Origin of the sequence: Neolewinella aurantiaca, from assembly GCF_008014675.1 — a bacterium.
GTDB lineage: Bacteria > Bacteroidota > Bacteroidia > Chitinophagales > Saprospiraceae > Neolewinella > Neolewinella aurantiaca.
This window is the reverse complement of the sequence record NZ_VOXD01000001.1, coordinates 257,570-273,581: the sequence shown is the minus strand read 5'-3', so window position 1 is coordinate 273,581 and position 16,012 is coordinate 257,570. Positions and strand designations below refer to the sequence as shown.

Genomic DNA, 16,012 nt, shown 5'->3' with positions numbered 1-16,012 from the left:
CTTATCAAGGTGAACTGACTTAATATTTTAGTTTGCCATAGTTACCACCTAAATCTTATAACTACAATCTCATCTATGTATTTACGTTATCTTCTTTTGCTGTCCGTAGTGACGGCCCTCACCGGTATGCTCTCAGGACAAGAGACCGTGACTAAAATCTCCGATTTCAACTACGGAGGTACCGGTGAAAACATCATCAGCTCTGTGCATTCCGTAAATGGTCAGCTCTACGCCAACCTGAGTCAAATTTTCGGCGACGACGCAGCCGGGCTTCTCTCCAGAATTGACGGTACAACCGGCACTCCTACTCCGCTACTGGACCCTAATCAAACGCATTGGTTCGGGGGAGGTTCTTTCATCGACGAACCCGCAGTGTTCGAAGCTGGCGGCATGTTGTTTGGTCTCCAGAGAGATCTTGCGTCCGGCAACAACCTTTATCGCCTGGATGGCTCCGAACCCGAGCTGCTACTTAGTTCCGGATCCCTGAGTTTCACGCAGCCCGTTGTTTTTGGCGATAGCTTATACTTTATCACCGGGATGCTGCCGATTCGACAAAACCCAGCCGGATTCGGCGACCTGCTTGCTGAACTATGGCGGACGGACGGCACTGCCGCTGGCACGCAACGGGTAAGTACACTGCTTTCGTTCTCCACCGCTGATTTTATCCGGATAGTACCGGGTACCGACAAGCTTTTGATTGGCATCGCCGATAACGGTTCACAAATATTCTACGTTTACGAACCAGAAGGAGCAGGATTATCGCTGGTCGGAGAAGGATTTGGTCAATTCATCATCCCCTCTCTTTCCCGCCCGGTCTATAACCCGATTGCCTATCACAATGAAGCTTTCTACTTATACGGAGTTTCTCGCTTTAGCATTGATCCCGCAACGGTTTACAGGTTGGATGAGGAGAACCTGAATATTCAGGAAGTTCCCCTTCCGGTTTTACCGAGTATGTTTGCGCTTCCAAATAATTACCGTCAGATAGAGTTCCAGGTTTTCAACGACAGTCTGTATCTCTTTGCCGGAAGGACAGATGGTGACAACGGCAACGACCTCTATCGCATTAGTGGACAGGATGGGCTCACCCTGACGCCTATACTTGCCGCCGCGAATTCGGCCATGCGCCTTTATGAGGACTATTCCAATGCCGCGATCGTAGCGGATACCATGTATTATCTATCCCGTAACCGGGAAGACAGCCTGTTTATATATGCTTATACAGCAGAAGCCGATGCTCCTGAGGAACTCGGCAGTTTTTTCGCCGACGACTTAGGTAGCTACTACCTTTCCGCAGACGATCGTTTTGTTTACGTTACGAACCTTTTCAATAGAATACTGATCCGGTACGACAAAAGAAATGGTAGCCTCATTCAACCCAGCGTCAATTTATACCGTTCTGGTATTTCTTCCTTGGCCAATGTCAACCCGCTGGCTGTCACTCCCAGAGGTGCTTATCTGATTGAGACCGGAGAACAAACCGGCTTAAAGTTTCTTGCTGCTGATGCGGATACCCTAATCACGATTGGGAATTACATCGACCCGTCGCAACGCAGAAACCCATTTATTTACGGCGTAGACCCTACAAAAAATGAAGTATTCCTGTTTAACGGAAGTCGGGTAATCTACAAAGGAGCAACCGATGAATTCAGCGAAGTAGTACATCCCCCCAATTACAACGACAACTTTTTTATCAGATTTTTCGGCAAAGTCGATGGAGAAACGTTCTATTACGTCAGGGACACTACAGGTTACGGAAGAGTACTGGAACTCAGCAACGGGGTATTGAGTGAACTCCCTCTGGCTGATGCCGGTGATTTTGACCCCAATATGTATTCTGTCTCTTTAGGAGAGGTTTTAAATGATAATACCCGACAGACTACTTTTTCTCCGGGTAACGGCTCACCCTCCCGCAGGTTACTGGCCCGTATTGACGGTGACTCCCTGCGGCTAATCCCTTTTATGCCCCCTGGTTTTGAAGATGAGCTCAGAACTGAGTTTTCGGACACTGAGTTTTTTGCCCTTGCCATTGCCGACGGTGAAGAAAAAGACGTGTCCGTGTTCAACTATAGTGGTGGAGGCCGTTATGACTTCACGGTATCTACTGGTGCAGTCATCAGGTCTATCACCAGCGCAGGTACTTTTGTTGAAACGGTCAACAGTTTTACCTTCGAACCAACGATGATCTTTTTCCCTTCCGATGCCAGTCCTGCCCGGGTTATGCTGTTTGACACCGTGGTAAATGCTTACGCTAACCGGTCTTTTTATCCCTTGAACGGTCGCCTTTTGTTCGTAGGAGATAGCCCGGATCTGGGCCGGGAATGGGTGGTTGCAGACCCCGCAACCGAAAGTATTAGCCTACTGAAAGACATCAACCCTGGCAGAGGATTCGGTACTCAATCAACGCAACAATTGTTTAGCACGTCTACCGGTTTTTTCTTCGCTGCCAACGACGGTACGAATGGTAATGAGCTATGGTTTACCGACGGTACCGAGGAAGGAACGTTTATGCTCCCCGAAATTAATCCGGGTGCCGGTTCCTCCAACCCTGGTAATTTCTCCCTGATCGACAGTACTCTGTTTTTCTCAGCTAACGGACCTTCCGGGTACGAACTCTACCGTCTGCACCTACGTGATAATGTTCCGGAACTTATCGTCGACCTGCACGCTGGGGCGGGTGACGCTCATCCGTTTAACATGGTAAGTGCTGGTGAAGATTTCTATTTCATTGGCCGCGAAGCGGTAGGCTCCACCGATGAGCTTTACCGTATTGCTTACGAGCTGGTCCCGACGGATGCCGAACCCACTCAATTAGCCGCCAAGGTGTTCCCAAACCCTGTAGGGGAGTTTCCCCTGACTATCCTTGCCCCAGAAGGGGAACAACTGGATCAGCTGCAACTCTTCAGCCAACAAGGTCAATTATTGCGTGAGGTAGCCGCGCGTGGTTCGTCTGGTAGTTTCGACCTCAGCGAATTGCCTGCGGGTACCTACTGGCTGCGATCCTGGTACGCTTCCGGTCGTTTCAGTATCAATGCTGTGCAGCACATTCGATAGTCACGGTAGATAGTAAATTTCAGCCATTAACGGGCGACGTTTCATCGAAAGCGTCGCCCGTTATTTTTTGCAGATATATACGCTTACTTATTCATTGAACCAATTATTCCTTTTTCGAGAAGCCTTTCGGAAGTGTTCAAAAAAAAGTTTACGCTACCTTCCCGAAATGAAAATCATTCTCTTCCTCCCCTTTATGTTTTTCCTTGTCGCCTGTGGAAGCTCCGAACCACCGGCTATCACCCCTCCCGAAGGCCCAACACCCCAAACAGGCTGGCACGAAATAATCGCCACTGACTCCTCGGCCCCCACCGCCCGCCACGAAGCCGCTTTCATCGGCATCGACGATAAATACTACCTCCTCGGCGGCCGGGGCATAAAGCCGGTAGATATTTTTGACAACAAGACACAGGTCTGGAGTTCGGGAGCTAAGCCTCCGGTCGAGATCCATCACTTTCAGCCGGTGGTATGGAATAAGGAAATTCTTCTCCTCGGGGCCATGACGGGCGGCTACCCCGGCGAAACACCGCTACCGGACATCCACGTCTACTCCCCCGCCACCGATTCATGGAGTACCGGCCCTGAAATCCCCGCAGACCGCCGTCGCGGCGGTGCCGGAGCGGTAATCCACAACAATAAGCTCTACCTTGTCTGCGGCATCACCGATGGGCACCGCGGCGGCCACGTTGCCTGGTTCGACGAGTACGACCTGAAGACCGGAGCGTGGAGAAAACTACCCGACGCACCGCGTGCCCGTGACCACTTTCAAGCCGTTGTACACGGCAGTAAGCTGTACGCCCTCGCCGGGCGAACCACCACCGCTGCGACTAACCCGTTTGCCAACACCATCGGTGAAGTTGATGTGTACGACTTCAAAACAGGAGCATGGTCTACCCTCTCCGACACCTTGCCGACCCACCGGGCTGGCAACGCCGCCATCGTCCTAAACGATAGTATTCTTGTCGTGGGCGGAGAATCAAAAGACCAGCTGCTGGCGCACAGTGAAGTGGAAGCTTTATCGGTCGCCACCGGCAAATGGCACACGCTCGATTCTTTGAGCCGGGGACGGCACGGCACGGGGATCATCCATCACGACGGCAAACTCATTATGGCCAGTGGCTGCGGCCATCATGGCGGAGAACCCGAGCTTGACGATATGATCGTATACGAACTGGAATAAAATGACATATTGCACCTCCAGGCCATAAAGCAAAACAGAGCTTGTTTCCGTTTATGATGCTGTGTATTACAGAGCCCAAAAGGACAAATTGCGGCGCGCTTACTCGTATATCCTCTCGATGACCAAGTCGTCAAGTACCAGAGCTGGCTGTGTGCTTCCTCCGTTCCAAAAGCGGACGATTAGCTGGTCTGCGCCTTCATCCGGCACTTTCGAATCGATCTGAACCTCACGGCGCCATTCGTGATTGAGGAGGCGGTGCATACGGATGATCCGCTTTTTCACCTCTACCCCATCGCGGCGGAAAGTAAGGATCATCTGGGTGTGGTTGTCTTTATTGCCCCGGGGAGCATTGATTTTGGCCTGTACCCGGGCCCGCAGCCAGGTACGGGGCGGCAGGTCGATTTCCAATCTGAACTCCGGGCTATTTTCGTTTTTCCCGATCAGGCACAGGGAGCCGTTGCCGTTAATGGGGTCCAAACCACAATCTGCGGTAGAACGGTCTTCGAAATCATCGCTGAGCAGGGTTTCCGTTTTGGCGGGAACTGCCGTGAAGAATTCACGGGTATCGAGCCGGAGCTTATCCTCCGGGTCTCTTTCGAACTTGTAGAGCGTGCGCCAGAAGTAAGCGTTGTTCATCTGTTCGGTAATGTACAATCCGCCGCGGTGTGCCTGGTGCGTGTAGTAGAGATTGTGCCAGGTAAAAAGAGCGATAACTGCCGCTACAGCATACTTCCACCATTGCCACCTAACCGGCTTTTGCACCTGCGGCCGCGCCCGGAAAACCCAACTCAAGAAAGCAGCCAGAGGAAAAGAAAGAACGGCATATTCCTGCACCATCGTCCGCTGTCCCAAACTACCACCGTACCACCACACAGACCAACTGAAGGCCACGTAAATGAAGAACAACGCATGGATAAAGAGTGCCGGGAAAAGAGCCGGTTTGCGCCTATATAAAGGGATGAACCCAAGCAGGCCGAAGATCATCATCGGGGTATAAATCAGCCAGCCGGCTTTATAGCTGAAGAACCCTTTGTTGAGGTGTGGACTAAACCAATCGAAGCCCTGATCCTGATAACTGTACACGAGCCAATCACCACTCACGTATTTCCAGTATATAACCTGAATGCTACCAATCGCCAGGGTGACGGCGGCAGCCGCAAGAAGTTTCCCCCAGTGTGAGCCGAAGAACTCTATTCGTTTGCTGATCGCGCCTTTCTGCGTCAGGTCAAGTCCCCACAACAGTGGAATGATGGCTACGATAATTTCGGTGGGCCGGGTCAGGGCCATCAGACCGGTGCACAACCCGATCAATAACGCACGTGATAAGGTGGCGCGGACGTAGAAGCGATGTGAGGTTAATAAGAGCAAGGCCCCAAGGCTAAAAACATTGTTGTGCGTCATCGCACCGTCGATGGCCGAGTAGTTGAGGTAATTGGTTCCGAAAACAATGAGTAGCAACGTAAGCCCTACCATTTCTTCCCTGAAATAATGCCGCAAGACGGTCATCAACCAGAACAAACCCAGTAAACTGACCACCAGACTCCCCAGGGAAATCATGAACTGGTACGGAAAACTGAAACCATCAGCGGGGTAAGCATCGCTTGATGACGCCCACGCGTGCGCCACGGCGAAGAAGGGCGAGTACATGATCGCCTGACCAATACTGTACTTCATCACCTTATTGCCCGACTCATGGGTAAAAACCTGGTAGGGATCGGCAGTTGGGCGGTATTCCGCAATTATATCATCGAGGAATTTAACCTCTTTGAGATCTTTGTAGATGAAAGCCGCAGGGAGATACATGTAGTAGCCACTTACATCGTAACTGATGGTTGCCTCGGCACCTTCCTGGTTCCATTTAGGATAATATGCGAAGTGTACTACCGCAATGAAGAAGTAGCAGATCAGAAGGGCGTATTTGGCAGAGTGCTTGATTGGTGGCGGGGTTCGTTGGTGGCAAAGCTAGCATTTTCTACAGGTCGAATGTACCTTGGAGCGAATTTCCGGACCGGAGATGCCCCGCCCGGGTAAACCCGCCGGACCAAAGTATGTCTCCTCTTTAGAATCTATCGATCATGCAAAGACTGTTTTACCTACTTATTTTGTCCGCAGGCCTGTCGTCCTGTACCCCGAAAGCCGCCGTGTTCGGTACCGAGACCGGTCGCTTTGGCGCAAGCTTCGACCATTACGCCATCAACGTTGATGACGTAGACGAAAGCGTTGCCTTCTACCAGAAAGTACTGGCCCTGGAAGAGATATACGACGGAACCGAAAAAGACAATATCCGCTGGCTGAGCCTTGGCAACGGGATGAGCTTGCACGTGATTGAATCCGACCGCAGCGAAATTCGCCTGCAAAAAGGAGTACACTTATCGATCTCGGTTAAAGAGTTTGACCGCTTCGTGGAACACCTGCGGTCCATCAACCTGCAATTTTTCAGCTGGCAGGGTGTGCCGATGCAGTCCAACGGGAGGCCCGACGGAGCCGAGCAGGTATATTTCAAGGACCTGGATGGCTACTGGATCGAGGTTAACGACGCACGGAAGCTGTTCGGAGCAACGGAATAAAATCTTTCGCCTGAAGGCGGAAACATAGCTAAGCCATGCGCACGACCCTGGGGTGGAACTCCCCCAGCACCTCCACCAAATCTGTTTGGCCAGCCATTACTTCCCGGATGTCTTTGTAAGCGCCCGGCGCTTCGTCCAATCCCCCGCCGATGAGGAGTACTTTCCGTTCTTTCAGCAATGATTTGAGCGACGACCCCGATATGCTGTTTTTAGCCTCAGACCGGGAGAGTTGGCGGCCAGCACCGTGGCTGGCTGAATTCAGCGAAGCAGGATTTCCCAGCCCCCGAACGATGAATCCAGGGTCAGCCATCGAGCCGGGGATGATGCCGAGCTCACCTTTTGCCGCCGGGGTAGCACCCTTACGGTGAACCACCACGTCCGTTCCGTCGGGGAGCTTGTCTTTCCAGGCGAAATTGTGGTGGTTCTCGATGCGGACGATGGATTTTTCGCCGAGGGACGCCCCGATGCGGGCGTGGATATCGTCGTGGCAGGCGGAGGCGTAGTCTCCGGCCAGCGTCATTGCGGCCCAGTATTCGGCTCCGGCATCCTTCCGAAGGTCAAGCCAGGCGAGACTTTTAAGTTGCTTCGGCAGGCGACATTCCTTCATGGCCAGATCGGTGTAGTGCATCGCCAGGGCAGCTCCCATTCCGCGGGAGCCGGAATGAGAGAGAACAGCGAGGTAGCTCCCTGCCGGACGCTCAAAAGCATTGTCCGCCGGTAGTTCAACGTTGCCAAACTCAACAAAATGGTTGCCTCCGCCGCTGGAGCCAAGTTGTTTAGCCGCTTTACCCAGCAGCTTTTTTGCAGCGGGCAGATACCTGAAGGTCTCGTCTGCCAACACAGCGTGGTCATTGACCCGGGCGTGGGCGTTGAGACCAAAAGCCGTTTCCTTACGAAGAATTGTTGCCAGCCGCGACTGATCGGTATCGGCCAGGTTGCCGGGCAGGTCATAAACGGAAAGGCACATCCGACAGCCGATATCAACCCCGACACCATAGGGAATTACCGCCCCTACCGTGGCGAGGACTCCACCAATCGGCAGGCCATACCCGTGGTGCGCGTCGGGCATTAGTGCTCCGGCAGCAGCAACTGGCAACCGCATAGCATCGTAGAGTTGTTGTACGGCATTGGGAGCGATGCCCGCCTTGCTTTTGAAAATATTGAAAGCCAAGGGAGATTTACGCGGTTCAGGACGGATGATGGCAGCGATGCCATCCTGTTTCCGGCCTCCGAGTTCCGCAGCAACGTGCCCCCAGATATCGTCGCCGACGAAGTTGTCCGGATGAGCAAGTACATTAGCCAAAGTGGCGTCTCGCCAGGCATCGGTCTCCCGTTTGAACGATTTGTTCATGATGGTAACGGCGAGTCCGGCGGGGCGTTTGGGCCAACCGCGTTTAATCAGGTCTTTTGCTCTAAGTTTAGGCATAGCGGCCAAAGAACGCTCTCCCCTGCTGCAAAAGTTGCGCTGCAAAAAGCGGGGCTTCAAGCTTGATCCATACCACCGGGCTACAGCGCGTCCACAGCTCCGCTTAGCCAAACAGGGCCAGCTGACCAGTATCGACGTGGCGGCCGTTGGCTGAGCGTTCGTGCAGTACGCGCCGACGAATGATAGCAGGATCGAAACCGAGTTGCCTGAAATCGTTGTCGGACGTGATGATAAAGTACTGCGCCCGTTTCCAGACGATACCGATTTGTTTCAGATGCTCCCGTCGGATGGCGCGGAAGCGCCTGGTATTAACGATTTTGCGGGCAGACTTTACGCCGATGCCCGGCACCCGCAGGATCATTTCCAAGGGTGCCTTATTGATGTCTACCGGAAAGAGATGCGGATTGCGGAGGGCGTAGGCGAGCTTAGGGTCTACATCAGGGTCGAGCATCGGGTTCGCGTCATCGACGATTTCCTTCGCGTCGAAGCCGTAGAACCGCATCAGCCAGTCTGCCTGGTAGAGGCGGTTTTCACGTCGGAGCGGTGGTGCGGAGAGGCTCGGCAGGCGGGCGTCGTCGCTGATGGGAACGTAACCGCTGTAGTAAACGCGCTTGAGGGACTGTTCATCGTACAGCGATGTGGCCAAAGAGAGAATATCCTGATCGGTTTCGGGGCTGGCACCGATGACCATCTGGGTTGACTGGCCAGCGGGAACATAGCTGGGCAGGTGATGGCTTTTCACCAGAGCGGTGCTCTGGCTGCGGTGGTCATCGATGCTGTCCTTGAGGTAATTCATGGGCTGGAAGGCGTCCTTGAAGCTTTTCTCCGGAGCTACTTTTTTGAGGCTCGCTTCGCTGGGCATCTCCAGGTTAACGCTCAGCCGGTCGGCGTAGAGACCGGCCTGGTGAATCAGTTCGTCGCTCGCGCCGGGGATGGCCTTGAGGTGGATGTAGCCATTGAATTTGTGCTCGGTCCGCAGTTTTTTGGCGATCCGGACGAGGCGTTCCATGGTATAATCCGCACTTTTAAAAATACCGGAACTGAGGAAAAGGCCCTCAATATAGTTGCGCTTGTAAAAACTGATCGTCAGGTCTACCACTTCGTCAACCGTAAAAGCAGCACGTTTGATGTCGTTGCTTTTGCGGCTGACACAGTAAGCGCAGTCAAAAATACAGTGATTGGTGAGCAAAATCTTGAGCAGGGAGACACAGCGTCCATCCTGGGTATAAGTATGACAAATTCCCGTACCGGTAGCGTTACCCAATCCGTCCGGAGTGTTTTTCCGTTTGGAGCCGCTGCTGCTGCAACTGACGTCGTATTTGGCCGCGTCGGCGAGGATTTTTAGCTTTTCTCCGGTTTTGTGGTTCATAGCACAAATATACAACTTTTCAAACTTTAAAACTAAACACATCTTTAATTAAAACCACCCTATATATTGTTTTAACATTTCATTTTACCGTTCCCCTGCACCTGCGTTTGCGCCTATAAAGGGTTAGTCGACAAGGTGAAATGATTGGTTTCAGATCGCTTTATGCAGGCAAAACCAGCATTCCGGAATACCGTTCAGTACCTTTTGGTTGCTTAAAATAATCCGTGGTTAAAATTTGAAGCTGGGTTTTTCATACCTTTGCGGGCCGCAAAAGGGGGGAGCAGGTCAACTTGTTCACTTCAGCGGTCGTTAGTAGCAAGAAAGAATGTAATTCGTTTATGAACAAGATCGAGCTCCGGGTGATGGCCATTAATCGCAGTGTAACGAACACAGCTAACTACGCCCTTATTCTCGGTGAGGTAAGAGGTATGCGCCGGCTTCCCGTCATCATTGGCAACGCTGAGGCCCAGGCTATTGCTGTTGCGCTGGAAGGGCTGGTCGCTTCACGCCCCCTGACCCACGACCTGTTCAAGAATACGCTCGAAACCCTACGAACCGAGCTGCGTGAGATCATCATTACGGATTTACGCGAAGGTATTTTCTTCGCTCGCCTGGTGTTGGATCGTGACGGGGAGATCATTGAGGTTGACAGCCGGACAAGCGACGCCCTCGCACTGGCAACCCGTTTCGAATGCCCTATTTATACCTACAACGACATTCTGGAATCTGCCGGAATTGTACTCGAGGGCGACGACGAAGCCGACCATCAGGAAGAGCACGCTATGGAATCCGTTAGCGACAGTTCCGATCAAGGGCCCAGTCTCAGCCGGATGAACATCAAGGACCTCAACCTTCACCTCGAACAAATGCTTCAGGATGAGAACTACGAAGAGGCCGCTCGTATCCGGGATGAATTACAGCGCAGAGAGGCTTCCTGATCTCCTAACCGACTGGATTACCACCATTCAAACTTTTGTCAGCCATCCTATTCACTTACGATGCTACTTTCGAGGGGTTGCTATCCGTCATCTTTGAGCGCTACCGGCTCAAAGCAAAAGCAGCAGATATAATAGCGGAAGATGTTTTCCAGCAGCAACTCTTCAGTGAAGCAACCCACGTAGAGACCGAACCAGCACACGCTAAAAGAGTGATTGCAGGCCTGCAGAAACGAGCGGGAAATGACGTTGCCAAGTGGCTGAAAAAAGTATTCCTTACCGAACAACCCGGCACTGAGCGTCTGATTTTGCATTACGTCGAGCGGCAGATGGAAAGCACCTCTGATGTACGGAAGGATGCAGGAGACCCGAAAATCCGTAAGCTACTGCAGCTGCACCAGCAAATGGGCCGCGAGGTTCACCGGATGCACGCTTTTGTCCGCTTTCAGGAAACGCCCGACGGTATGTTCGTAGCGCTGATTAACCCGGACTTCAATTGTCTGCCACTTCTGGGAGAGCATTTTGCGGCAAGGTACCCAGCCATGGAGTGGCTCATTTACGATACGAAAAGGCATTACGGGTTGCACTGGAATTCCGACCTGAAAAAGGCAGACTTCATTACGCTCGATACGAGTAACGATGGAAACCTGCGCCAGCTGTCCTCAGAGATGCTTACCAGTACGGAGTCTGACTATCAGGACCTTTGGAACGTTTACTTCAAAGCGGTTGACATTCCTGAACGACGAAACATGAAGCTTCACCTGCAGCACGTACCAAAGCGTTACTGGAAATACCTGACCGAGAAATAAACGCAACAGGTTACGAACGCATCGGCACATATTTTTGGCCGAAATCCTGGCCTACTCCAGCACTGCAACATCTCCCCCGTCTGAGAAAGAAACCAATACATTATCTCCGATGGTAGTGGAAAGATCCATGCCACGGTAAGTAACATAAACAGGCCACGTTTTGTGGCGGCGATCAACCAGTACGGCAACTTCGATCTTACCCGGGAGAATTTCGGTCAGAGGTTTCAGGGCGTAAAACAGCGTACGGCCGGTATTGGCTACATCATCCACCAGAAGGACGGCTTTGCCGGTCATTTCTTCGAGTTGACCTTCAAGTTCCGGGCCGGGAGCCAGCGGAGATGCAGGGTCGATGGTGAGTTCCCGCAAGTGGAAAGGCGCGCTGGAAATAGTCTTCAGATCGGCCAGCAGACGGCGGGCCAATTCCATCCCCCTTTTGTTTACCCCGATGATGTAGAGCTCAGATTCTGTAGTATTCCGTTCCAGGATTTCCATTGCCAGACGGGTTACTTTACTGGCTATCTGTTGGTGGTTTAAGAGAATCATGGCGCAAATATAGATTGGCAAACGGTATAGTTGTGCACATTCACGGAGCTTCTTCAGTGTCGTAAATCTGTACGTTGCCTCCGCAAGCCCGGCTTGCGGGTAAGGGCATATTTAAGCCTCCCTTTCCCGCATTATAACTTTGCGGCCTACTCCTGAATCAGTTCCCATAGCCTGCGTACCTGATCCACGATGTTCACCCTGCGTTTACCGAAGTCCGTCAGGTTAGACTTCTGGTTCTTGAGGCGGAAAAGGGAAAGAGAGCGCGGAGCCAGAATGATTTCAGTGTCGGCAGGTTGCTCAGAACCTACAGGAATTGTTCCGGTATTGGTATCGATCAACTGTTCCCAATGAGTGAAGTCCCGTACGCCCGGGAGGGTGAAATTGACGCCTTCTTTCCAGGCATTCATCACGAGCAGGAAAATATCATCTTTGATTTGCCGGCCCCGTTCATCGAATTCGACCATGGCTTCGCCGTTCAGGATCATCCCCAGGCTGCGGGTAAGGGGGTCACTCCAGTCGCTGTTGGTCATTTCGTGGCCGCTGGCGTTGACCCAAAGGATATCTCCCAGGGCGCTGTCTTCCATTTTCCGCCCGTTGAAGAAGCGGCGGCGGTGGAAAATCGGGTTTTCTTTACGGAGCTGTATGAGCGCTTTGGTGAAACTGTGTAAAGTCCGTTGTTCTGCCGTCCATTCCCAGTTGAACCAACTGATTTCGTTGTCCTGACAGTAAGCGTTGTTGTTACCGTTTTGGGTTCGTCCGTATTCATCCCCCATGGTGAGCATGGGTACTCCCTGACTGAGGAAGAGCGTAGAGAGCATATTGCGCTGCATTTTTGCACGCAGGGTATTGATTTCCTTGTCTTCCGTAGGGCCTTCCACCCCACAGTTCCAACTGTGGTTATTGTTGTCGCCATCCCGGTTGCCTTCACCGTTGGCTTCATTGTGCTTTTCATTATAGCTCCAGAGGTCACGCAGGGTGAAACCGTCGTGCGCCGTAACGAAGTTAACACTCGCCGAGGGCTTACGGCCACTCAATTCGTAGAGGTCCGAAGAACCGGATAAACGGTAAGCCAGTTCGCCGACGCCCACGGCGTCGCCCCTCCAGAAGGAGCGGACGTTGTCTCTGTATTTACCGTTCCACTCACTCCAGAGTACCGGGAAGTTACCGACCTGATAACCTCCGGGGCCTACATCCCAGGGCTCAGCGATGAGTTTTACCTGACTAATAATCGGATCCTGGTGGATGGTATCAAGGAAAGTACTCAGTTTACCGACCTCAAACAGGCCACGGGCAAGAGCACTGGCCAGGTCGAACCGAAAGCCATCCACCTGCATATCGACGACCCAGTACCGCAGGCTATCCATAACCAGTTGGAGGGTGCGGGGGTGCAGCATATTCACGGTATTACCGGTTCCGGTATAATCCATGTAATACTGTTTATCGTCAGATTTCAGCCGGTAATAACTCCAGTTATCGAGGCCTTTCATGCTTAGCATCGGGCCGTAGTGGTTGCCTTCGGCGGTGTGGTTGTACACGACGTCCAGGATAACTTCAATCCCTGCCTTGTGGAACTTTTTGACCATGTCTTTAAACTCCCTCACCTGCTGACCGGCGTGGCCGCTGGCGGCGTAATCGGCATGAGGAGCGAAGAAGCTCAGGCTGTTGTACCCCCAGTAATTGCGCAGGCCCATGTTGACTAAGCGATCGTCTTGTACAAAATGGTGCACCGGCATCAGTTCAATTGCCGTGATGCCCAGGTTTTTAAGGTACTCGATGATGACGGGATGGGCCAGTCCGGCGTAGGTTCCCCGAAGGTTTTCCGGGATATCCGGGTGCTGCTGCGTCAGGCCCTTTACGTGTGCTTCGTAGATTATGGTTTCGTGCATCGGCAACTCCGGGCGGGTTACACCTTCCCAGTCGTAACTCGTATCGATGATGACGCCTTTGGTGAGAAAGGGCGCGGAATCGGACTCATCCTTTATCAGATAACGGTTCTCGTCCTGCTCCTCGATCGGATACGCAAAAACTGCGGGGTTCCAGTCTATGTTTCCGTCAATCGCTTTCGTGTAGGGATCGATCAGGAGTTTGTTGGGGTTAAAGACCATTCCCTGCTCTGGGTTCCATTCTCCGTGCGCCCTGAAACCGTACCGCCAACCTGGTTTCAGGTTAGGAATGTAACAGTGCCAGACCAGGTCTGTCTGTTCCATCATCTTGATACGGTACGCTTCGGTATCAGGATCACTCTCCGTGAACAGACAAAGGTCTATCCGGGTGGCGTGTTCGCTGAACACGGCAAAGTTGACTCCTTCCGGGCTCCAGGAGGCACCAAGGGGATAGGGCTTCCCTGGCCATACTTCGAGGTTACCAAATTTGCCGTAGGCCTGATTGTCTTGTTGGTCGCAAATGCGGGTTAATGCTGTCATCGGATGTTATAAACGGAGTTGAAACACTAAGGTTCGGGCTGTTAGAGATTTGCTTTTCTGCCGGCTTTCGATAAGGCGCGGGCGCAGGTGCAGTAAACGTTGGAAGGCAAACCGCCTACCGTAAAATGATCGCCTGAAAACTAATTTTAAGACCCCCAAAAAGACGTTTAGTCACATGCAGTACTAATTGCGTTGGCTTTATCCTTGCCTCCAACAGTGTCTACATCCTGCGTTCGCGCCAAAAAGAAGAGCGCCAGCGGCAACAAAATATGTGGCAGGCGCACCACCACTTCCGGAATCCACTGAGAAATCAGGGTGTGGGCTCCTACGTAGCCGCCGTAACTCCAGACGCGGGCAAAGGTTGTTAAAACCGCCCAGGGGATGATCCAAACCAGCGCCGTAAGCCAGGCTCTTCGTGAGGGCAGTACCAGTAAGGCCGCCGCTACGAAATCAAGAATTCCTACCACTTTCAGCAACTGCCGGGCCAAGTCCTCTCCTACCCCGAGACCAGATTGAGTCATAAACACAAAATTGGCCGGCACGGGATGAAAGCCTACCGCGTAAAGACCGTGTCCGATAAACGTACATGCGATGAGTAACCGGAGAACGATCGGAAACAAGTCTTTACTGCCTGCGGACCAGGCTGTTCGCGTCAGATAAATGATAGGAGCTCCCGTGAGAATGAACATCTCCAGGAGTTGGCCTATTTGCCAGAAGTGTTCTTTCCAAATGAGAAAATTCCGGAGTAGTAAAACCAAAACACTTCCAATTAACAGCATACGTATGGCCAGCCGGTACTTTTTAGTTCTGAAAACAAGTATCAAACCGCCAACGAGCAATAGGCCACCGAATAATTTGCCGAGCCAATCGATGGTTTGATCGACCGACAGGCTGGTAACCCATTCTGACCAGGTGAAGCCCAGCAACTGCGCCCACCAGGTAAACCAGCTTTGGTCCCACAGGAGAGCCCTCAGCGGAAAGTCTCCCAGCAGGGCCTGCAGTCCGGCACCAATGAAAGCTGTGATGGCCGCCAAGCGAATGAACTCTGCCCCCGGCCCGGTTTCGGGAAATTGTTTTGTTTGCTCCTCAGCTGAGCTATTCGGTGTATCTGGATGCTGGATGGTACTGTATTTAGGGTGGATCGTTTAATCAGCGGATGCCGGGGGCTTTATGCTGGCTTTCGGATCAGGAGCGATCAATAATGACCGCTGGAAAGCATCACCAAGGTACACCCGGTTTCAGTTTCGATACCGGCTTTATGTGCCAACATACTCAGTTCAGCGTTTTCGGTTCCTGGATTGAAGATGATCCGACGGGGCTTCACTTCGTTTATAAGCCAATCGTAATAGGGCTCCTGGTTTTTAGGTCCAACGTATAAGGTAACTGTGTCAACCTCTTCTTCCATAGCGGGAGTTCCGTTGAGAATAGGGGCGCCAGCCACTTCTCCCTGCTTGATGCCTACGTTGACGATTTCGTGACCGTGCTTTACTAATTTGTTAGCAGCAGCAAAAGCATAGCGTTGGGGATTGGGGGTAGCCCCCAGAACGAGCGTTTTCATATTTTGATTTTTGGTTGAAACGTATTGCCTGTCTTCTGAGTTGACACCACAGTGCTTCAGTCCATACTACTGGACATTTTTGATTTTCCGCCTCACCCTCCGCCCTCTCCGGCAAGGTTTGCTTCGCAGTACTTCGTGCTCGCCTAAGGCT

The 16,012-nt window shown here is 52.3% G+C and carries 12 protein-coding genes; 5 read left to right on the top strand and 7 right to left on the bottom strand.

What is annotated here, in order from left to right; genetic code table 11:
* Window positions 1-75: 75 nt before the first annotated feature.
* Both FUA23_RS01055 and FUA23_RS01050 read left to right on the top strand, forming a co-directional pair.
* Window positions 76-3,054 (top strand): ELWxxDGT repeat protein, encoded by a 2,979-nt coding sequence (locus FUA23_RS01055; protein ID WP_147928844.1) that lies wholly within the window; start codon window positions 76-78, stop codon window positions 3,052-3,054.
* A 166-nt stretch (window positions 3,055-3,220) separates the two neighbouring features.
* Complete coding sequence (locus FUA23_RS01050) at window positions 3,221-4,231, top strand: Kelch repeat-containing protein (protein WP_246143965.1); 1,011 nt, start codon at window positions 3,221-3,223, stop codon at window positions 4,229-4,231.
* 99 nt (window positions 4,232-4,330) lie between these two features.
* Here FUA23_RS01050 and FUA23_RS01045 read toward each other — a convergent pair whose 3' ends face one another.
* Window positions 4,331-6,034: a hypothetical protein gene (locus FUA23_RS01045; protein WP_147928843.1), complete on the bottom strand. Its 1,704-nt coding sequence runs from the start codon at window positions 6,032-6,034 to the stop codon at window positions 4,331-4,333.
* Between the two features lie 272 nt (window positions 6,035-6,306).
* Here FUA23_RS01045 and FUA23_RS01040 point away from each other — a divergent pair, with 272 nt between their 5' ends.
* Window positions 6,307-6,798: a VOC family protein gene (locus FUA23_RS01040; RefSeq protein ID WP_147928842.1), complete on the top strand. Its 492-nt coding sequence runs from the start codon at window positions 6,307-6,309 to the stop codon at window positions 6,796-6,798.
* Between the two features lie 28 nt (window positions 6,799-6,826).
* On the opposite strand, the gene FUA23_RS01035 is transcribed toward FUA23_RS01040, so the two are convergent.
* Both FUA23_RS01035 and FUA23_RS01030 read right to left on the bottom strand, forming a co-directional pair.
* Window positions 6,827-8,224 (bottom strand): RtcB family protein, encoded by a 1,398-nt coding sequence (locus FUA23_RS01035; protein WP_147928841.1) that lies wholly within the window; start codon window positions 8,222-8,224, stop codon window positions 6,827-6,829.
* 103 nt (window positions 8,225-8,327) lie between these two features.
* Window positions 8,328-9,593: a putative DNA modification/repair radical SAM protein gene (locus tag FUA23_RS01030; RefSeq protein ID WP_147928840.1), complete on the bottom strand. Its 1,266-nt coding sequence runs from the start codon at window positions 9,591-9,593 to the stop codon at window positions 8,328-8,330.
* A gap of 338 nt (window positions 9,594-9,931) precedes the next feature.
* On the opposite strand from FUA23_RS01030, the gene FUA23_RS01025 reads away from it, so the two are divergent.
* A complete protein-coding gene (locus FUA23_RS01025; RefSeq protein WP_147928839.1) occupies window positions 9,932-10,531 on the top strand; it encodes a bifunctional nuclease family protein in 600 nt (199 codons plus the stop codon).
* A gap of 35 nt (window positions 10,532-10,566) precedes the next feature.
* On the top strand, window positions 10,567-11,337 hold the full coding sequence (locus FUA23_RS01020) for a TIGR03915 family putative DNA repair protein (protein WP_246143963.1): 771 nt from the start codon (window positions 10,567-10,569) through the stop codon (window positions 11,335-11,337).
* Between the two features lie 51 nt (window positions 11,338-11,388).
* On the opposite strand, the gene FUA23_RS01015 is transcribed toward FUA23_RS01020, so the two are convergent.
* From FUA23_RS01015 to FUA23_RS01000, 4 genes are all read right to left on the bottom strand, one after another.
* The gene (locus FUA23_RS01015) at window positions 11,389-11,880 is read right to left on the bottom strand and encodes a phosphoribosyltransferase family protein (RefSeq protein ID WP_147928838.1); all 492 of its coding nucleotides are present in this window, start codon (window positions 11,878-11,880) and stop codon (window positions 11,389-11,391) included.
* A gap of 146 nt (window positions 11,881-12,026) precedes the next feature.
* Entirely contained in the window at window positions 12,027-14,303 is a 2,277-nt protein-coding gene (gene glgX / locus FUA23_RS01010) for a glycogen debranching protein GlgX (RefSeq protein WP_147928837.1), read from the bottom strand.
* Window positions 14,304-14,470: 167 nt separating this feature from the next.
* The gene (locus FUA23_RS01005; RefSeq protein WP_147928836.1) at window positions 14,471-15,337 is read right to left on the bottom strand and encodes a hypothetical protein; all 867 of its coding nucleotides are present in this window, start codon (window positions 15,335-15,337) and stop codon (window positions 14,471-14,473) included.
* Between the two features lie 161 nt (window positions 15,338-15,498).
* Window positions 15,499-15,861, bottom strand: coding sequence for a CoA-binding protein (locus FUA23_RS01000; RefSeq protein ID WP_147928835.1), 363 nt, complete (start codon window positions 15,859-15,861; stop codon window positions 15,499-15,501).
* Between the last annotated feature and the right edge of the window lie 151 nt (window positions 15,862-16,012).